15 protein-coding genes and 2 tRNA genes are annotated in these 17,614 nt (G+C 69.9%); 11 read left to right on the top strand and 6 right to left on the bottom strand.

Going from position 1 to position 17,614, the window contains the following annotated elements:
* The first annotated feature begins 24 nt into the window (after positions 1-24).
* The gene (locus tag IF28_RS0110740; protein ID WP_030216990.1) at positions 25-1,407 is read left to right on the top strand and encodes an amidase; all 1,383 of its coding nucleotides are present in this window, start codon (positions 25-27) and stop codon (positions 1,405-1,407) included.
* A 155-nt stretch (positions 1,408-1,562) separates the two neighbouring features.
* Here the strand turns inward: IF28_RS0110740 and IF28_RS0110735 are convergent, their stop codons facing one another.
* Positions 1,563-2,060: a DUF3830 family protein gene (locus tag IF28_RS0110735; RefSeq protein ID WP_030216988.1), complete on the bottom strand. Its 498-nt coding sequence runs from the start codon at positions 2,058-2,060 to the stop codon at positions 1,563-1,565.
* 97 nt (positions 2,061-2,157) lie between these two features.
* On the opposite strand from IF28_RS0110735, the gene ehuB reads away from it, so the two are divergent.
* The 6 genes from ehuB (at position 2,158) to IF28_RS0110705 (ending at position 6,328) form a co-directional block, all read left to right on the top strand.
* On the top strand, positions 2,158-3,072 hold the full coding sequence (gene ehuB, locus IF28_RS0110730) for an ectoine/hydroxyectoine ABC transporter substrate-binding protein EhuB (RefSeq protein WP_030216984.1): 915 nt from the start codon (positions 2,158-2,160) through the stop codon (positions 3,070-3,072).
* The gene (ehuC, locus tag IF28_RS0110725; RefSeq protein WP_030216983.1) at positions 3,069-3,785 is read left to right on the top strand and encodes an ectoine/hydroxyectoine ABC transporter permease subunit EhuC; all 717 of its coding nucleotides are present in this window, start codon (positions 3,069-3,071) and stop codon (positions 3,783-3,785) included. The genes ehuB and ehuC overlap by 4 nt, the downstream gene beginning before the upstream one ends.
* Positions 3,782-4,432 carry an ectoine/hydroxyectoine ABC transporter permease subunit EhuD gene (gene ehuD / locus IF28_RS0110720; protein WP_030216979.1) on the top strand — a complete coding sequence of 217 codons (651 nt, stop codon included), beginning with the start codon at positions 3,782-3,784 and terminating at the stop codon, positions 4,430-4,432. The genes ehuC and ehuD overlap by 4 nt, the downstream gene beginning before the upstream one ends.
* Entirely contained in the window at positions 4,422-5,213 is a 792-nt protein-coding gene (ehuA, locus tag IF28_RS0110715) for an ectoine/hydroxyectoine ABC transporter ATP-binding protein EhuA (protein ID WP_030216978.1), read from the top strand. The genes ehuD and ehuA overlap by 11 nt, the downstream gene beginning before the upstream one ends.
* A 195-nt stretch (positions 5,214-5,408) precedes the next feature.
* Positions 5,409-6,167: an IclR family transcriptional regulator gene (locus IF28_RS0110710; protein ID WP_030216977.1), complete on the top strand. Its 759-nt coding sequence runs from the start codon at positions 5,409-5,411 to the stop codon at positions 6,165-6,167.
* An 87-nt stretch (positions 6,168-6,254) separates the two neighbouring features.
* Positions 6,255-6,328 (top strand) — tRNA-Lys (locus IF28_RS0110705).
* Between the two features lie 50 nt (positions 6,329-6,378).
* On the opposite strand, the gene IF28_RS0110700 is transcribed toward IF28_RS0110705, so the two are convergent.
* The 3 genes from IF28_RS0110700 to IF28_RS0110690 all read right to left on the bottom strand — a co-directional run bounded on the left by IF28_RS0110700 (position 6,379) and on the right by IF28_RS0110690 (position 9,665).
* Positions 6,379-6,984: a lytic polysaccharide monooxygenase auxiliary activity family 9 protein gene (locus tag IF28_RS0110700; RefSeq protein ID WP_030216972.1), complete on the bottom strand. Its 606-nt coding sequence runs from the start codon at positions 6,982-6,984 to the stop codon at positions 6,379-6,381.
* A 120-nt stretch (positions 6,985-7,104) separates the two neighbouring features.
* The gene (locus IF28_RS0110695; protein ID WP_030216969.1) at positions 7,105-8,262 is read right to left on the bottom strand and encodes an SPFH domain-containing protein; all 1,158 of its coding nucleotides are present in this window, start codon (positions 8,260-8,262) and stop codon (positions 7,105-7,107) included.
* A gap of 89 nt (positions 8,263-8,351) precedes the next feature.
* On the bottom strand, positions 8,352-9,665 hold the full coding sequence (locus IF28_RS0110690) for a peptidoglycan-binding protein (protein ID WP_030216966.1): 1,314 nt from the start codon (positions 9,663-9,665) through the stop codon (positions 8,352-8,354).
* Positions 9,666-9,871: 206 nt separating this feature from the next.
* On the opposite strand from IF28_RS0110690, the gene IF28_RS0110685 reads away from it, so the two are divergent.
* The 3 genes from IF28_RS0110685 (at position 9,872) to IF28_RS0110675 (ending at position 14,457) form a co-directional block, all read left to right on the top strand.
* Positions 9,872-9,945: transfer RNA gene (locus IF28_RS0110685), tRNA-Lys, on the top strand.
* 466 nt (positions 9,946-10,411) lie between these two features.
* Positions 10,412-12,520: a glycosyltransferase family 2 protein gene (locus IF28_RS0110680; protein ID WP_030216964.1), complete on the top strand. Its 2,109-nt coding sequence runs from the start codon at positions 10,412-10,414 to the stop codon at positions 12,518-12,520.
* A complete protein-coding gene (locus tag IF28_RS0110675; RefSeq protein WP_030216957.1) occupies positions 12,517-14,457 on the top strand; it encodes a kelch motif-containing protein in 1,941 nt (646 codons plus the stop codon). Before IF28_RS0110680 ends, IF28_RS0110675 begins: the two co-directional genes overlap by 4 nt.
* Before the next feature lie 136 nt (positions 14,458-14,593).
* Here the strand turns inward: IF28_RS0110675 and IF28_RS0110670 are convergent, their stop codons facing one another.
* Positions 14,594-15,595, bottom strand: a complete 1,002-nt coding sequence (locus tag IF28_RS0110670; RefSeq protein WP_030216955.1) for a glycoside hydrolase family 6 protein — start codon at positions 15,593-15,595, stop codon at positions 14,594-14,596.
* Positions 15,596-15,868: 273 nt separating this feature from the next.
* Positions 15,869-16,480 (bottom strand): sortase domain-bontaining protein, encoded by a 612-nt coding sequence (locus IF28_RS0110665; RefSeq protein WP_030216952.1) that lies wholly within the window; start codon positions 16,478-16,480, stop codon positions 15,869-15,871.
* Positions 16,481-16,615: 135 nt separating this feature from the next.
* Between IF28_RS0110665 and IF28_RS0110660 the strand changes: the two genes are divergently transcribed.
* The gene (locus tag IF28_RS0110660) at positions 16,616-17,395 is read left to right on the top strand and encodes an HAD-IIA family hydrolase (RefSeq protein ID WP_030216950.1); all 780 of its coding nucleotides are present in this window, start codon (positions 16,616-16,618) and stop codon (positions 17,393-17,395) included.
* Positions 17,396-17,614 lie beyond the last annotated feature (219 nt).

Genomic DNA, 17,614 nt, shown 5'->3' with positions numbered 1-17,614 from the left:
CGTCCGACGTCTCCAGGAGGCCGTATGTCCGAGCTCACCCAGCTGACCGCCGTACGGCTCCTCGACGGATACCGCAGGGGCGAGTTCGGCCCGGTGGAGGTGACCCGGGCGGCGCTGGAGCGGGCGGAGGCGGTGCAGCCGGAGGTGAACGCGTTCGTACGGCTGCTCGCCGGGGACGCGCTGGAGCGGGCCGCCGCGTCGCAGGAGCGGTGGCGGCGGGGGGAGCCGTGCGGGCTGCTGGACGGGGTGCCGGTCACGGTCAAGGACATCCTGCTGCTGCGCGGTGCGCCGACCCTGAAGGGGTCACGGACGATCGACCCGGCGGCGGGCCGCTGGGACGAGGACGCGCCGGCGGTGGCCCGGCTGCGGGAGCACGGGGCGGTGTTCCTGGGCAAGACGACGACCCCCGAGTTCGGCTGGAAGGGGGTGACGGACTCGCCGCTGAGCGGGGTCACCCGCAATCCGCGCGATCCGGCGCGTACGGCGGGCGGGTCCAGTGGGGGTGCGGCGGCGGCCGTGGCGCTGGGGGCGGGGCCGCTGGCGCTGGGCACGGACGGTGGGGGGAGTGTGCGGATTCCCGCCGCTTTCTGCGGGGTCTTCGGGCTGAAGCCCACGTACGGGCGGGTGCCGCTGTATCCGGCGAGCGCGTTCGGGACGTTGGCGCACGTGGGGCCGCTGACCCGGGATGTGGCGGATGCGGCGTTGATGATGGACGTGATCTCCGGGGCGGACTCGCGGGACTGGTCCTCGCTGGGAGCGGCCTCCGGGTCCTTCTCCGAGGGACTGGCCGGCGGGGTGCGGGGGCTGCGGGTGGCGTACTCGCCGTCGCTCGGCGGGCAGGTGCGGGTGGACGCGGAGGTCGCTTCCGCGGTGCGGCGGGGGGTGGAGCGGCTGGCGGGGCTGGGGGCGTACGTCGAGGAGGTCGATCCCGACTTCAGTGATCCGGTGGAGGCCTTCCACACGCTGTGGTTCGCGGGGGCGGCTCGGGTGGTTCAGCATCTGACGCGGGAGCAGCGGGAGTTGCTGGATCCGGGGTTGCGGGAGATCTGTGGGGCGGGGGTCCGGTACTCGGCGCTGGACTATCTGGCGGCGGTGGATGTACGGATGGATCTGGGGCGGCGGATGGGGCGGTTCCATGACGTCTACGACCTGCTGGTCACGCCTACCGTGCCGGTCACGGCGTTCGAGGCGGGGGTGGAGGTGCCTCGGCGTTCCGGGTGCCGGCGGTGGACCGGGTGGACGCCGTTCACGTATCCGTTCAACATGACGCAGCAGCCGGCGGCGAGTGTGCCGGTGGGGGTTGATGGGGGTGGGCTGCCGATCGGGTTGCAGGTGGTGGGGGCGCGGCATCGGGATGATCTGGTGCTGCGGGCTGCGCAGGCGCTGTGCGGGGCGCCTGCTGCGTAGTGGCCCGGCGTGGGGGGCTGGGCGGGGGGTGTTGCGCGGCCCGGCGTTTGCGGGGTGCCGCTGCGCCCACCCGTGCCGCCCCAGCGGCACGATTGCCCGCAGCTACGGGGCGTCCGGTCGTTGCTGCGGGGCGTCTGGTCGTTGCTGTGGCGGGGTTATGGTGCCCTTCGGAAGGTGAGGGTTTCGCCTGCCGCTCCTGTGCGCCACAGGTCGTTGCAGGCTGTGGCCATCGTGGGGAGGCCTTCCACCACCTCGGCCCAGACCGTGCCGGGGATCCAGCCCACGTCGCCGTTGAGCAGCAGGTTGTTGCGTTCGTAGAACAGGGCCAGGTCCACGACCGTTGCGGTGGGGTGGGCCTCGCGGTCGTAGCCGTACGCGTTCGTGCCCAGTTCCGCGCCCGCGAAGGAGAAGTAGCACAGGTCGCCCGGGATGGGGGTGACCGTGGGGTTCTCCAGAGGTGGTTCCCGGTCCGCGAAGGGCGCGAAGAGGGCGTAGATCTCGTTGCGGGCGTACTTGGCGTGGTAGACGTCGCCGGACAGCGGGAGAGATTTCCAGACGGCTTCGCAGGTGATCGGCGCCCTGTCGTCGAGCAGCCGGGCCGTGCAGGAGATTCCGCGCTTGACCAGGGAGATCTCAAGGTATCGGTCTGCCATGTGGCCCATCGTCCCGCGCCGGTCAAGACCGCCCGACCGCCGAACGGGGCCGAAACTGGCCGGAATAACTCGCATCGCTTCGGGTAGCCGCGCCGCCATGGCTCCACCACTGCAACCACTCAGACGATTCCGAGAGACCTCCGGGCCCTCACGTCGATCGCTGCTCGCGGGGGTCGCGGCGCTCGGCGCACTGGGCGCCGCGGGCTGTTCCCGCGTACCGACGGCGGCGGCCACGGGCGGCGGCGACCTGCTGTCCCGGCTCAGGGCGGCGGGTGTCGTCCGGCTGGGGATAGCCGGCGAGATCCCGTTCGGTTACATCGACAGGAACGGCGATCTGACCGGTGAGGCGCCGGAGCTGGCCAAGGTCATCTTCAAGCGGCTCGGCGTGGACCGGGTGCAGCCCGTGCCCACCGAGTTCGGCTCGCTGATACCCGGGCTGAACTCGCAGCAGTTCGATGTCGTGGCCGCCGGGATGTACGTCAATCCCGAACGCTGTGAGCAGGTCATCTTCTCCGATCCCGACTATCAGATGCTCGACTCGTTCATCGTGCGCAAGGGCAACCCGCTGGGGCTGCGCAGCTACCAGGACGTCGTCGAGAAGAAGGCGAAGTTCGCCACCGGCACCGGGTACGCGGAGATCGCGTACGCCGTCGAGGCCGGGTACAAGGAGGGCGACATCCTGATCGTCCCCGATCAGGTGGCCGGCCTGAACGCCGTCGAGGCCGGACGCGCCGATGTCTTCGCCGGCACCGCGCTCACCACCCGCGAGGTGGTGAAGAAGTCGCGCAAGGCGGAGGTCACGGAGCCCTTCAAACCGATCGTCGGCGGCGAGCCGCACGTCGACGGCGGCGCCTTCGCCTTCCGGCCGACCGAGACGAACCTGCGGGACGCCTTCAACACCGAACTGCGCAAGCTGAAGAAGAGCGGCGAACTGCTCCGCATCCTCAAGCCGTTCGGTTTCACCGAGGACGAGATGACGGATCTGACCGCGAAGGAGCTCTGCGGCGGATGACATCGGGACTCTGGGAACTCGTACTCCACGGCGTCTGGGTCACCATCCAGCTGCTCGTGCTCAGCTCGCTGCTGGCGACCGCGGTCTCCTTCGTGGTCGGCGTCGCGCGCACCCACCGGCTGTGGATCGTCCGCTTCCTCGCGGGCTTCTACACCGAGGTGTTCCGCGGCACCTCCGCGCTGGTGATGATCTTCTGGGTGTTCTTCGTGCTGCCCCCGGCCTTCGGCTGGCAGCTGGTGCCGCTGTGGGCGGGCACGCTGGCACTCGGTCTGACCTACGGGGCGTACGGCTCGGAGATCGTGCGCGGTGCGATCGCCGCGGTCGACCCGGCCCAGCGTGAGGGCGGTATCGCGCTCAGCTTCACGCCCTGGCAGCGGATGAAGCTGATCCTGCTGCCGCAGGCGGTGCCGGAGATGATCCCGCCGTTCTCCAACCTGCTGATCGAGCTGCTCAAGGGCACCGCCCTGGTGTCGATCATGGGCATGGGCGATCTGGCGTTCAGCGGCAATCTGATCCGTCTGGCGCTGCAGGAGAGCGCGGAGATCTACACGTACATCCTGATCATCTACTTCGTGATCGCCTTCCTGCTCACCCGGATCATGCGCGGTCTGGAGAAGAAGCTGAAGGCGGGGGTCGGCAGGACGCCCACGCCCAAGACGGACGTGGAGCCGAAGCCGGCCGAGACGACCAACGTGGGAGGTGCCGTCCGATGAAGTGGGACTGGAGCGCGGTGTCCGACTTCATGCCGCACTTCTGGGACGGTCTGCTGGTCACCCTGCAGATCCTGGTCCTCGGCTCGCTGATCTCGTTCGCGCTGGGTCTGGTGTGGGCGCTGCTGATGCGGGTGCCGACGCGCTGGGTGACCTGGCCGGTCGGCGCGGTGACGGAGTTCGTCCGCAACACACCGCTGCTGGTGCAGCTGTTCTTCCTGTTCTACGTGCTGCCCGAGTGGGGCGTGACCTTCTCCGCGCTGACCACCGGTGTCTTCGCCATCGGGCTGCACTACTCGACGTACACGATGCAGGTCTACCGCGCGGGCATCGAGGCCGTGCCGGTGGGCCAGTGGGAGGCGGCGACGGCGCTGAACCTGCCGCTGCGCCGGACGTGGACCGCGGTGATCCTGCCGCAGGCCGTGCGCCGGGTGGTGCCCGCGCTCGGCAACTACGTCATCTCGATGCTGAAGGACACACCGCTGCTGATGGCCATCACCGTGCTGGAGATGCTCGGTGAGGCGCGGCTGTTCTCGCAGCAGAACTTCCAGTTCACCGAGCCCCTGACGGTGATCGGCTTCGCCTTCATCGTCATCTCCTACCTGGCCTCCCTTGCCCTGCGAGCCCTGGAGCGACGCCTTGTCCACTGACACCCACGCCCCGTTCGACAAGAAGCCCGAGACCCCGGCGGGCAGCGGTGAGCTGATCCGTCTGGAGCAGGTCACCAAGCGGTTCGGGGACCACACCGTCCTCGACCACCTGGACTTCTCCGTGGACGCGGGCAAGCACGTGACGCTGATCGGCCCGTCCGGTTCCGGCAAGACGACGATCCTGCGGCTGCTGATGACGCTGCTGAAGCCCGACGAGGGCACGATCACCGTGGCCGGGGAGCAGCTGTTCCCGGCGCCGGAGAAGCAGGTCCGCGAGGTCCGCAAGAAGATCGGGATGGTGTTCCAGCAGTTCAACCTGTTCCCGAACATGACGGTGCTGCGGAACATCACGGAGGCTCCGGTCACCGTGCTCGGCATGTCCAAGGACGAGGCGGAGGAGCGGGCGCGGGAGCTGCTGGAGATGGTCGGGCTGACCGACCACATCGGCAAGCACCCCGCTCAGCTGTCCGGTGGTCAGCAGCAGCGGGTGGCGATCGCGCGGGCGCTGGCGATGCGGCCGCAGGTGCTGCTGCTGGACGAGGTGACCTCGGCGCTCGACCCGGAGCTGGTCGCGGGCGTCCTCGACGTGCTGCGGGACATCGCGCGCTCCACCGACATCACCATGCTCTGTGTGACCCACGAGATGAACTTCGCCCGGGACATCTCGGACCAGGTGCTGATGTTCGACTCAGGGCGGATCATCGAGGCGGGCGCCCCGGAGAAGATCTTCAGCGAGCCGGAGCACGACCGTACGCGGGAATTCCTCAGCGCGGTCCTGTAGCCACGGACCGTCAACGGGGCAACGCCCGAGGTCCACGGCATGGGGCATCCCTCTGGCATATGCCAGGGGGCCCGCGCCGCAGATGAGGGGGCCGCAATCTTGTCAACACCCGCTTCCCGGGGCCCGTTTCGCGGCTATCGTGGAAGGGATTCGCTGACCGGATTGCGGCCCCGAGTACGAGCGCAGGGGGAAACCGTGGCGCTGAGGCACGAGCCGACCGCGTCGTACCACTCGGTCCAGGACGCCCTGCGCGTGCTGGAGGCGGTGGCGCGGCACACCACAGGAGTCACCGACACCGGACTGGCGCGCGAGACCGGACTCGGCAGTGAGCGGCTGACCGCCCTCCTGCGGATGCTGCGCCGCGAGGCCTACGTCGAGCAGATCGCCGACGGCGCGTACGTCACCGGGGCGGCCTTCGCCCGCCTGGGTGCCGCCGAGGGACACGAGGAGGCGCTGCGCGAGAAGCTGCAGCGCACCCTGGACCGGCTCCGCGACAGTGTGGGCGCCGCCGTCTACATGAGCCGGTACGTCGACGGCGAGGTCAAGGTCACCCAGTACGCCGACAGCCCGGCCGCCCCGAAGGTCAACGAGTGGGTGGACTTCCGCTGCTCGGCGCACGCGACGGCGGTGGGCAAGAGCCTGCTCACCCAGCTGGACCACGACGGCCGGCGCGACCATCTCGCCCGCCACAGGATGGCCCGGCTCACCTCGCGCACCATCACCAGTGACACGCTGCTGCTGTCCCGGCTGGCGTCGCAGCCGCCGACGGTGCCGGTGCTCGACCTCCAGGAGTACGCGGTCGGCACGGTCTGCGCGGCGGTCCCGATCACGGCCGGTTCCTCGGTGGGCTGTCTGGCCCTCTCCCTGCCGGTCGAGCACGCCCACCGCCTGCGCGAGGCCGCCGACACCCTCAACCGCGGCGCGGCCCCGGTACTGCTGTCGCTGGCGATCTAGAGGGCGCCCGCGGTGGTGCGGAGCACTCCTGCGGACCGGGTAGTATTTTCCTCGTCGCCGACCGCGGAAGCGGACGGCGGGAGTCACGCGCCGCTAGCTCAGTTGGTTAGAGCAGCTGACTCTTAATCAGCGGGTCCGGGGTTCGAGTCCCTGGCGGCGCACACCGAAGGGCCTCTCGTGGGAGCGAGAGGCCCTTTTGCGTGCGTCGGCCTCAGAACGTGACGTCCGAGCAGGCGTAGAACGCGTTGGTCGTGTCGGCGACCGTCCACACCGCGAGGATCACATGGCGTCCGCTGAGCCCGGACGGCAGCCGGCCGGTGTGGGAGAGGGTCGACGGGGGACGCTGGCCGTTGTAGGGCACGGTGAAGAACGGCGTGAGGTTGAGGTCGGACCGGGACAGGCTGTGGTTCTGGTTCCAGCCCGGCTTGGTGACGTAGTACTTGAAGTCGGTGGTGGCGTGCATGGCCGTGAACTGCCACCGGAAGGTGTAGTTCTGGCCGCCCGAGACGCTCGTGGTGGGCCAGGCGCCGCCCGAGGGGGTCTTCGGGCTGTCGAGCTGGGCGAACCGGGTGTTGTTGCCGGAACAGAGCTGCCCGTCGGCCGGTCCGGAGGCGGGGAAACCCTTCGGGCCCTCGACGCTCTGCGGCTCCCACTGGATGGATCCGCAGTTGGCGACCGAGCCGTTCTGGCAGAGCTTCTGCCGGCTGACCGGCAGATCGGTGTAGCCGTGGCCGCTGGCACCACCGGAGGAGAGCACGAGCGCTCCGGTCGTGGCCAGCCCCACCGCGGCTGCGTACATCTGGGTCCGTGTGCGCATGCTGCTGCTCCTGGAGTGTGGGGGTTTCAGTGAGCCGTGCAGGTAGGTCTAGACCAAGTTCAGATTATTGCCGCCTGTTGAACATGTCCATACCAATAGCAGGGCCTGTTCCCCGGCCGTTCACGGCCCCGCCTCACCCCGTCCCGCGCAGAACGCCACCGTCAGATCCTTCACCAGCACCTTGCGTTCGTAGTCGTCCAGCTCGACCAGCCCCCGCATGGTCAGCCGGGTGACCGTGTCCTCCACGGAATCCACGACCGAGCCCAGCACGCTCGCCCGGTGCTGGGCGTCCAGCGCGGCGATCCGGCGCCGGTGCATCGCGGCGGCCACCTCGGGCGCGTACTCCACCCGGACCGGCCGCACCGCGAACACCTCCACCCCCACCGGCGCGGTGTCCGCCGCCACCAGCCGGGTCAGCGCGTCCTGCGCCGCCTCCACCGCGCCCTTGCCCGCGCCCGGTGCCGCCACCGGCACCCGTACCAGCGCCGCCTCGACGCACGCGCGCAGATACGCCTCGTGGTCCTCGACACTCAGCGTCGCCCGCGCGGTGTCCCGCACCCGCCACACCACGAGGACGGTCACCCGCAGCGCCACCCCGCTCCGGTCGGCCGCCCGCATCGGCTCCCCGCGCCAGTGCCGCAGCCGTACGTCGACCCGGCGGCGCAGCAGCAGCGGGTTCACCCACAGCAGTCCGGTGCGCCGCACCGTGCCCCGGTAGCGGCCGAACAGACCGAGCACCCAGGCCCGCCCGGTCCGCCCCCGGGCCAGCCCGCCGAACCCGAACAGCGCGAGCGCCCCGGCCCCGGCGTACGCCGCCCACCGCGCGGAACCGAGCCCCGCCGAACCGAACGTCCCGGGCAGCGGCGAGGGCAGTACGCCCGCCCACCACGAGGTGGCGACGCAGCCGGCCGCCCCACACATTCCGGCGAGCACCCCCGCGAGGCCGGGCAGCACCCGGGCCGGGCGCTCCACCAGCTCGGGGTCGATCCGGGGGACGGCGGGCGGGCGGGGGCGTTCCGCCGTGTTCCGGCCGCTCTCGTCGGGGCGGCGGGTGACGACGGCCGGGCTCAGCCGTACCGGCGCCGGTTCGGGGGCGTCGCGGAACAGCAGATGGACGGGGATCTCGGTGGTGGCCCCGGTGTGGATCAGCCGGACCGGCCGGGCGGCCGCCGCCACTCCGTCCATCGGGCCGGCGTCCACCGGACCGCCGGGTTCGGGGATGTGGTCGGGAACGTTCTCGGGGATGTCCTCGGGGACGGGCGATGCCGTCGTGGTCATGCGTGCCTCCAGCCTCCGCGCCAGATGCGTCACACCGGTCACTTCGCGGGAGGGCGTGGGCGTCGGGGGACGCGGCACGCCCGGGTGGGTCAGGTGAGGAAGAGCCGCCTCCAGGTCTCCGGTCCGGGGAAGCCGTCCGCCGCTCCCCCGCGCCAGCCCTGGGCCCGCTGGAAGGCCTCCACGTTGCGGCGGTCCGCCTCGGTCCAGCGGGGTCCGGGGCCCTTCGTGTAGTACCGGCCGAACCCCTTTCGCACCAGTTGCCTCCCGAGCCGCGTGACATGGTCGTTGACGGCGCCGGGGCGCAGCAGCGCCCGTCCGGGATAGCCCGGCACACCGTCCGGGGCGGAAGCGGAACCTCCGCTTTGGACGTCCCTGCCTCCGCCGGTCATGAGCAGTTCCCAGGTCAACGGCCCCGGCAGCCCGTCCGCCGCCGCGCCCCGCCACCCCTGAGCCTCCTGGAACGCCCGGGTCGCCCTGCGGTCGGCGTCCGTCCACTGCGGTCCGGGGGCGGCGGGGTAGAGGTGTCCGGCGCCGCGGGCGGCGAGCATCCGGCCCAGTTCGGCGACGTAGGTGTTGTCCGCGCCGGGACCGAAATAGGCCACTCCGGGGAACGGGATCCGGACCGTCGCGACAAAAGCCCCCGCCCCGGCCGCACCGTCGCCCACCCCCTTGTAGCGGTACGGGACATAGCGCGCGGAGTTGTTCCAGTAGGCGTACGGAGTCGTCTTGCGGCGGGTGTGCGGAACGGTCTGTTCATAGGCGACGTACTTCGATCGGGCGGTGTTCGCCCAGCCGCCGAAAAGGACCACATGCGATCCGCCGTACGGGTCGGCCGCATTGTGATGGAGCAGCATGTCACCCGGCTGGAGTTCGTCCTTGGTGATTCTCTCGGCGTATGCGCCGAGGCTGCCCGTCCATTCGTTCCCGGGCAGCCGCCAGGCCATCGAGACATAACCCGAACAGTCCTGCCGGTAACCGTCGGCCCCGTACGAGCTCACCCCGTACGGGACCTTCCGGGTGACCCAGCTCTTGGCCCGCTCGATGATCTCCGCGCGGGTGATCGCGGGCACCCGCGCGGACGGCTCCGGGCTCGCGGGCGGACCCGCCTGGCCACCGGGGCCGTACAGCGGAGCCCGTACCCCCTGCGGAGTTCCGGGCTCCTCACCTGCGAGAACGTCCGGACCGGCGGGCTGCTCGGCATGCGGTGCGGCGATCACCGGGGCCGCGGTGGCACCGATCGCGGCCGAGGTGACGGCGGCCAGGACGACGGCCGTCCGATGCCGGGCCGGATGGCCGGGGAAGCGGCCGGTGCGGGAATGCGGCAGAACGCCGCGCCAATGCGCGCAGCCGGGGCAGTCGCAGTCGTCCGCCGGTTCGATCTCCGCGAATACCGGAGACTCCATGCGATTCCCCTCACACTCCCGCTCGAATTCACCACGTGCCTGCACGAAGGTCATTCTCACAACCGTCCCGCGCGCACGCATGTTGACGGTCCGAATGATGTACGGCGCCGGACCGGGCCCGCACCGGACTCGTGGCCCGAACGGCGGCCGGGCGGGCCGGGGCCGGAAGCACCCTCCGGGGTCCTGTAGAGTGACGCCGTCAGCGCGCGCCGCTAGCTCAGTTGGTTAGAGCAGCTGACTCTTAATCAGCGGGTCCGGGGTTCGAGTCCCTGGCGGCGCACCGACGGACGGGCTCCTCGCGCAAGCGGGGGGCCCGTCGGTTTTCGGCCGGAGAGCCGCGCGCCCCGATGAACGCGACGCCCTCGGCGCACGTATGCACCAGCGGCCCCCAGCGACCTCCGCCCCTGTTCACCATGGACCCGTATGCCCGGACAACACCGTGTTTCGCAGCGTGCGACCACGATGAGCACCGTAGGACCCGGATTCTTCGAGTTCCGGAGTCTTCATGGTGGTTGGCGGGCAAGAAACCGGTTACCGATGATGCGGGAGGGGGGGTCCCGCTTTCCTGGGGCGGTGCCGGGGCGGGCATCATGCAACCGGAACAGCGCCACGCCGTGTCTATAAGGTGTGGGTGGCGTGGTGACTGTGGTCGACCACTGACACGTCTGTGGCGGTCGAGGGGGCCGAGCGCACGTTAAAGAAGCGACGAAACACGCGGTGGCCGCCGTGTGTTGGGGGGATTACTCATGACGTCGACGCCGACGGGCGCCCAGCGGGACGACGACCCGTCCCAGACCACCCAGCTCCGGGTGCCAGGCCACCGGAACTGGAACACGGGGACGTTCCGCCGGATCAGGACGGCGCTGCCGAAGTACGACTACGAGCACTACAGCCGGCTCTCGGGCCCCCTCACCCAGCCCGATCCGAACAAGCCGTACACGGTGCAGTACCGCTCGCTGATCGGGCAGGAGCCGCACCGTATCCGGATCGGGCTGATGCTGGCCGCCGCCCCGGTGCTGTCACTGGTGCTGCTGTTCTGGCTGCTGCAGCCGTCGCACTGGACCGAGCGGGACTACGTCGAGTTCGAGTGGCTGCCGACCCTCGACATCGTCATGCTCGTCTCGATCGGTCTGATCGAGTTCTTCCGCTGTATGAACGTGCTGTCGAACGCGCACGCCACCCTGGTCGCCCGCGACCCCATCCCCGTCGTGCCGGAGACCGGCACCCGGGTCGCCTTCCTCACCTCCTTCGTGCCCGGCAAGGAGCCGCTGGAGATGGTGACGAAGACCCTGGAGGCGGCCGTGAAGATCCGCCACCGGGGCCTGATGCACGTCTGGCTGCTCGACGAGGGCGACGACCCCGAGGTGAAGCAGGTCTGCGCCCGCCTCGGTGTGCACCACTTCTCCCGCAAGGGCGTCGCGAAGTGGAACCAGAAGAAGGGCGCACACCGCGCGAAGACCAAGCACGGCAACTACAACGCCTGGCTGGACGCGCACGGCGACCGCTACGACTACTTCGCCTCCGTCGACACCGACCATGTGCCGCTGCCCAACTACCTGGAGCGGATGCTCGGCTTCTTCCGCGACCCGGACGTCGGCTTCGTCATCGGCCCCCAGGTGTACGGCAATTACGACAACTTCGTCACCAAGGCCGCCGAGTCCCAGCAGTTCCTCTTCCACGCGCTGATCCAGCGGGCCGGCAACCGCTACGGCTCACCGATGTTCGTGGGCACCTCCAACGCCGTACGCATCAAGGCGCTCAAGCAGATCGGCGGTCTGTACGACTCGATCACCGAGGACATGGCGACCGGCTTCGAGATGCACCGCCACAGGAACCCGGAGACGGGGAAGAAGTGGCGCTCGGTGTACACCCCGGACGTACTCGCCGTCGGTGAGGGCCCCAACGCCTGGACCGACTTCTTCACCCAGCAGATGCGCTGGTCGCGCGGTACGTACGAGACGATCATCGGGCAGTACTGGAAGGGCTTCTACTCGCTTCCGCCGAGCAAGCTCTTCAACTACACCATGATGATCATCTTCTACCCGATGTCGGCCCTGAACTGGATCCTGGCGGCGGTCAGTTGTGCGCTGTTCCTGGGTCTGGGCGCCTCGGGTGTGAACATCGACCCGGCGGTCTGGCTGATGCTCTACGGCAACGCCTCCGCCCTGCAGATCGGCCTGTACGTCTGGAACCGGCGGCACAACGTGTCGCCGCACGAGCCGGAGGGCTCCGGCGGTGTGGCCGGCATGGTGATGTCCGCGCTGTCGGCGCCGCTGTACGCGAAGGCGCTGATCGACTCCGTCCTGCGCAGGAAGAGCAAGTTCGTCGTCACCCCGAAGGGCGACTCGGCCAGCCCCGACACCTGGTTCGGCACCTTCCGGTACCACTGGTACTTCATTCTGATCTTCGCCGGTTCGATCACCGCGGGCTTCGTCTACGGGCACTCGCACCCGGCGATGGTGATCTGGGCGACCTTCGCGCTCCTCATCACCGCCGCGCCGATGTTCGCCTGGCGGCACGGCATGCGGCAGGACCGCAGGAAGACCGGCGCCCACGCCGCGGGCGGCCGGCCGGCCGCCGCACGGGAACCGCGGACACAGCAGCCGCCGCCGCAGGACGACCGGACACAGCAGCCGCCGGCACAGGATGACCGGACACAGCAGCTGCCGCCGCAGATGCCGCAGCAGCGGTACGCCCCGCGGCAGCCGCAGGACCGCGCCCAGTGGGCCGGTTCGCCCGGCGCGCCGGGCGGAACAGGGGGCCCCGAAGGCCCGGGCGGACCCGGGGGCGGCAACCCCGGAGACGACCAGACCATGCAGATCGCCCTTGGTGGACTTGGGGGACGTAAGGAATGAAGGACCGTGCAGGCCGCCGTCGAGCCCGTCGGGTCGCGATAGGCACGGCGGTGGTGCTGGCGCTGGCCGGAATGAACGGGCCGTGGCTGTACCGCTTCAGCACCGAGAAATATCACCAGTACAAGATCGACCAGCCGGAGTACAAGGCCGAGAACGGCAAGTGGGAGATCGTCGAGTTCCCCGAGGAGTACCGGCAGAACACCATTCACGCGGCGCTGCTGCGCACCGGCAAGGTGCTGCTCGTCGCCGGGTCGGGCAACAACCAGGACAACTTCGACGCGAAGAGGTACGACACCCGGATCTGGGACCCGGTCAAGGGGACCATCAAGAAGGTGCCGACGCCCACGGACCTGTTCTGCACCGGGCACACGCAGCTCGCCAACGGCAATCTGCTGATCGCGGGCGGCACCAAGCGGTACGAGAAGCTCAAGGGTGACGTGAAGAAGGCCGGCGGCCTGATGCTCGTCCACAACGAGAACCCGGACAAGCCGATCACGCTCCCGGCCGGCACCAGATTCACCGGCAAGGAGAACGGCAAGACCTTCGTCTCGAAGGACCCGGTGCTCGTACCGCGCGCCGAGAAGGAGTACGACCCGGTCAGCGGCGAGTACCTCGGCAACAGCGCGGGCGTCGGCCGTATCTACGTGGAGGCGCAGAAGGAGGGCGCCGAGTACGAGACCGGCACCCAGGACAACTACAAGGTGCAGGGCCTGTCCGGCGCCGACGGCCGCAACACGTACGGCATCGCGGAGAAACTCGCCCTGGACAAGAAGGACTTCCAGGGCATCCGGGACGCCTACGAGTTCGACCCGGTCGCCGAGAAGTACATCAAGGTCGACCCGATGAACGAGGCCCGCTGGTACCCGACGCTCACCACCCTGAGCGACGGGAAGATCCTCAGCGTCTCCGGGCTCGACGACATCGGCCAGCTGGTCCCGGGCAAGAACGAGATCTACGACCCCGAGACCAAGGAGTGGACCTACACCGACAAGGTCCGCCAGTTCCCGACGTACCCGGCGCTGTTCCTGATGCAGAACGGCAAGGTCTTCTACTCGGGTTCCAACGCGGGTTACGGACCGGACGACGTGGGCCGCGACCCGGGCGTCTGGGACGTAGAGACCAACCGGTTCACCAAGGTCCCCGGGCTGAGCGACGCGGACCTGATGGAGACGTCCGGCACGGTGCTGCTGCCGCCCGCGCAGGACGAGAAGTACATGGTGATCGGCGGGGGCGGGGTCGGCGAGTCCGAGAAGGCCAGCGAGAAGACCCGGATCGTCGATCTCAAGGCCGACGAACCGAAGTTCACCGACGGGCCGTCCATGGACAAGGGCACGCGCTATCCGCAGGCCTCGGTCCTGCCCAACGACGACGTGCTCGTCTCCGGCGGCTCCGAGGACTACCGCGGCCGCGGTGACTCCAACATCCTCGAGGCGCGGATCTACGACACGGAGAAGAACGAGTTCAAGCGGGTCGCCGATCCACTGGTGGGCCGCAACTACCACTCCGGGTCGATCCTGCTGCCCGACGGGCGCCTGATGTTCTTCGGCTCCGACTCGCTGTACGCGGACAAGGCGAACACGAAGCCGGGGGAGTTCGAGCAGCGGATCGAGATCTACACGCCGCCGTACCTCTACGGGGACAACGAGCAGCCCGAGTTGTCCGGTGGGCCCAAGACCGTCGAGCGGGGCGGGTCGGCGACGTTCACGTCGGCGGACGCGGCGTCCGTGGAGAGCGTGCGGTTGATCCGGCCCAGCGCTTCCACTCACGTCACGGACGTCGATCAACGGTCCATCGCGCTGGACTTCGAGGCCGAGGGGGATGAGATCACCGTGACGGTGCCCAAGAACAAGAACCTGGTTCAGTCCGGGTGGTACATGCTGTTCGTGAACGACGGTTCCGGGGTGCCCAGTAAGGCGCAGTGGGTGCGGGTGCCGTAGCCCTTTTGCGGGTTGGTGTTCGGGCGCGGGCGCGCTGTGGCTGGTCGCGCCCGCGCGGCGGTAGCCGCACCTGTCACAGCCCCGCGCCCCTGGGGGGTTGGTCCCGGGCCCCCGCTGCGCAGTTGACCCGGCCCCTCTACCCCTGCGCCAGCTTCAGGGCGTACTGGGGCCACCAGTCGCCCGCCTTGGGGCCGCCCTTGCATTCGCCGTCCGATTCTCCTGGGCGTTTCACCCACAGGTAGGCGTCGACCAGGGGGTCGGCGGTCTTCGTGGTCGGGGTTTCGCCGAGGGCTCGGCCCGGCGGGTTGCACCAGCGTTCGTCGGGGTTTCCGTCGGTGTAGGGGCCGTTGCCGTTGCGGCTGGTGTCAATGACGAAGTGCTTGTCGCCGATTCTGGCGGAGAGCCGCTTGCCGTAGGCGATGGAGTCGTCGGTGGAGTAGTAGTTGGAGACGTTCACCGAGAAGCCGTCGGCCTGGTCGATGCCGGCCCGTTTGAGGGGCTCGTGGATCTGGTCGGGCTCGCCCCAGCCGGCGTTGCCCGCGTCCAGGTAGACCTTGGTGTTCTTCAGGCCCTTCAGCTGGGCGATGGCGCCCTTGAGGAGGTCGTAGCGCTCCTCGTGGAACTCGTCCGGCGTGCAGCCGTCCACCAGGTGCAGTACGGCGTCGGGTTCGAGGATGACGGTCGCCGCGCGGTCCCCGATGCCCTTGGCGACACCGTCCACGAAGTCGCGGTAGGCGTCGCCGTCGGCGGCGCCGCCGCGCGAGTACTGGTCGCAGTCGCGGTGCGGGATGTTGTAGAGCACCAGCAGCGCGGTGCGGTCGGCCGCCTCCGCGCCCTCGGTGAAACCGCGGGCCTGCTCCTCCGGGTTCTCCGGGCTGATCCACTCGGCGACGGGCTGCTCGGCGATCCGGCGGATGTGGTCGGCCTCCGACTTCTTGCCGTCCTCCTCCAGTGCCACGACCTGCCGTGCCGCGGTGCCGTCCGGGTTGACCCAGAACGGGTCGGCGCCCTTGGGCTGTTGGGTGATCCCCGCCCCCGCGTCCCCGCTCCCCTTGTCGTCCGAGGACGAACACCCGGTCATCAGCAGCGCCGCCCCCAGCACCACCGCGGACGCCCCGACCCCCTTGTTGCCGTACATCAAGCCCCCCTTGGGCGCACTTGTTCCATGTGCTCCGAGCCCCAATCCTGACATACGTCCCGCGAGGCCCACGAGGCCGACCGGACCTTGTCCGCAGGCTGTCACAGCGCGCCCGACACCGAGCAACCTGCGACGATCACGGACCGCGACCGGTAAGGAACTTGACGTTGTCCGACCTCCGCTGGCGGCACGGCTGTCGCTCCGGAGTCGTGCGCGCCACCGGGCACCGCCGCCTCCCGCGGCGGTCACCGGGTCACTCCGGCGGGGTGGGGATCAGGGAGTCCTGGCGTCTCCGGTGAGGTACGCCGAGACGAGCACGCCGCCCGTGCAGGCGTCGTCGGCGCAGGCGATCAGCCGGAGTTCGGCACGACGTGACGCGCGGGCCCGCTGCGCGTCGGGCCGTTCGCTGGGGGCGACGACCTGGACCTCCTCGACGGTGAACTCGGCGGTCCGGTCGTCGGCGCGCTCCACCCGGAGGGTGCGGCCGGGCTGGAGGGTCTCCATGCGCGGGAGGGCGACGGGTGCCACCATCAGCGCGATGCCGGACTCGCCCGGTGTCACCCCGTCCGCGAACCAGGCGACCGTGTCCGGCTTCGCGCGCTCGGCGTCGGTCACCGGCAGGTCGATGTCGAGGGCGGGGATGCCGAGGCGCCGCGGTACGGCGGCGCGCAGCGGGTCGTGCGCGGGGGGCAGCTCGACCTTGGGCGGCCGTCCGGCCGCCGCCATGTCGCCGGTCGCGGTACCGGACAGCCCGGCGGGTACGTCGGCCCGCGCGCCGCCCCACAGCCACAGGCCGAGCAGCAGGACCACCCAGACCACACCGGCGAGGAGACGTCCGACGCCGGACCGGATGCCGGTACGGAGTGTGTTGAAGGGGGAACCCATCGTGAACCTCCAGACATCTGGAGCGTCCCGCGGCTGCTCCGGCGCCGCATCCTCGCAGGTGCGGGGGTTACTCCGTACGGGTGACTGCATAGCATGAGGCGTCCCATGGCCCACGTACGGCAGGAGTCAGCACCCATGACTGAGCGCAAGCCCATCGAATCCTGGCTCACCGACATGGACGGGGTACTGATGCACGAAGGTGTCCCGGTACCCGGCGCCGACGCCTTCATCAAGAAGCTGCGCGACTCGGGGCGGCCGTTCCTGGTCCTGACGAACAACTCGATCTACACGGCCCGTGACCTGCACGCACGCCTCAACCGGATCGGGCTCGAGGTGCCGGTCGAGAACATCTGGACGTCCGCACTGGCCACGGCGAAGTTCCTGGACACACAGCACCCCGGTGGCACCGCGTACGTCATCGGCGAGGCCGGCCTGACGACGGCCCTGCACGACGCGGGCTACGTCATGACCGACGCCGATCCCGATTTCGTGATCCTCGGTGAGACGCGTACGTACTCGTTCGAGGCGCTGACGAAGGCCATCCGCCTGATCAACGCGGGCGCCCGCTTCATCGCCACCAACCCGGACAACACCGGCCCCTCCCCCGAGGGCGCGCTGCCCGCGACGGGTTCCGTCGCCGCCCTGATCACGAAGGCCACGGGCAAGGACCCGTACTTCGTCGGCAAGCCGAACCCCCTGATGATGCGCACGGGCCTGAACGTCATCGGCGCCCACTCCGAGTCCAGCGCCATGATCGGCGACCGCATGGACACGGACGTCCTGGCCGGCCTGGAGGCGGGAATGGAAACGTTCCTGGTCCTGACCGGCCTGACCACCGAAGCAGACATCGACCAGTACCCGTACCGCCCGACAAAGGTGGTCAACTCGATCGCAGACCTGGTCGACCTGATCTAGCCCCCTCGCACTCCGCGCCCATCCGCGCCCATCCGCGGGCAGTCGTGCCGCTGGGGCGGCACGGGTGGGCGCGACGGCACCCCGTAAGCGCCGGGCCGCGCGAACACCCCCCGCCCCACCGCAACACCGGGCCACCGCCCACCCCCGCCGCACGGGTGGGCGCGACGGCACCCCGCAAGCGCCGGACCGCGCGAACACCCCCCGCCCAGCCCTCACCCC

The organism is Streptomyces sp. NRRL WC-3626 (genome assembly GCF_000718785.1).
Lineage (GTDB): Bacteria > Actinomycetota > Actinomycetes > Streptomycetales > Streptomycetaceae > Streptomyces > Streptomyces edwardsiae.
Note: the sequence above shows the minus strand (reverse complement) of the source record. Positions and strands in the feature narration are given on the sequence as shown.

Bases quoted from the DNA above. Each gene is read 5' to 3' on its own strand.
- ehuD (WP_030216979.1), top strand. From the start codon at position 3,782: ATGAAGTGGGACTGGAGCGCGGTGTCCGACTTCATGCCGCACTTCTGG.
- IF28_RS0110660 (WP_030216950.1), top strand. From the start codon at position 16,616: ATGACTGAGCGCAAGCCCATCGAATCCTGGCTCACCGACATGGACGGG.
- IF28_RS0110680 (WP_030216964.1), top strand. From the start codon at position 10,412: ATGACGTCGACGCCGACGGGCGCCCAGCGGGACGACGACCCGTCCCAG.
- IF28_RS0110700 (WP_030216972.1), bottom strand. From the start codon at position 6,984: ATGCGCACACGGACCCAGATGTACGCAGCCGCGGTGGGGCTGGCCACG.
- IF28_RS0110695 (WP_030216969.1), bottom strand. From the start codon at position 8,262: ATGACCACGACGGCATCGCCCGTCCCCGAGGACATCCCCGAGAACGTT.
- ehuC (WP_030216983.1), top strand. From the start codon at position 3,069: ATGACATCGGGACTCTGGGAACTCGTACTCCACGGCGTCTGGGTCACC.
- IF28_RS0110670 (WP_030216955.1), bottom strand. From the start codon at position 15,595: ATGTACGGCAACAAGGGGGTCGGGGCGTCCGCGGTGGTGCTGGGGGCG.
- IF28_RS0110675 (WP_030216957.1), top strand. From the start codon at position 12,517: ATGAAGGACCGTGCAGGCCGCCGTCGAGCCCGTCGGGTCGCGATAGGC.
- IF28_RS0110740 (WP_030216990.1), top strand. From the start codon at position 25: ATGTCCGAGCTCACCCAGCTGACCGCCGTACGGCTCCTCGACGGATAC.
- ehuB (WP_030216984.1), top strand. From the start codon at position 2,158: ATGGCTCCACCACTGCAACCACTCAGACGATTCCGAGAGACCTCCGGG.
- IF28_RS0110665 (WP_030216952.1), bottom strand. From the start codon at position 16,480: ATGGGTTCCCCCTTCAACACACTCCGTACCGGCATCCGGTCCGGCGTC.
- IF28_RS0110735 (WP_030216988.1), bottom strand. From the start codon at position 2,060: ATGGCAGACCGATACCTTGAGATCTCCCTGGTCAAGCGCGGAATCTCC.
- IF28_RS0110690 (WP_030216966.1), bottom strand. From the start codon at position 9,665: ATGGAGTCTCCGGTATTCGCGGAGATCGAACCGGCGGACGACTGCGAC.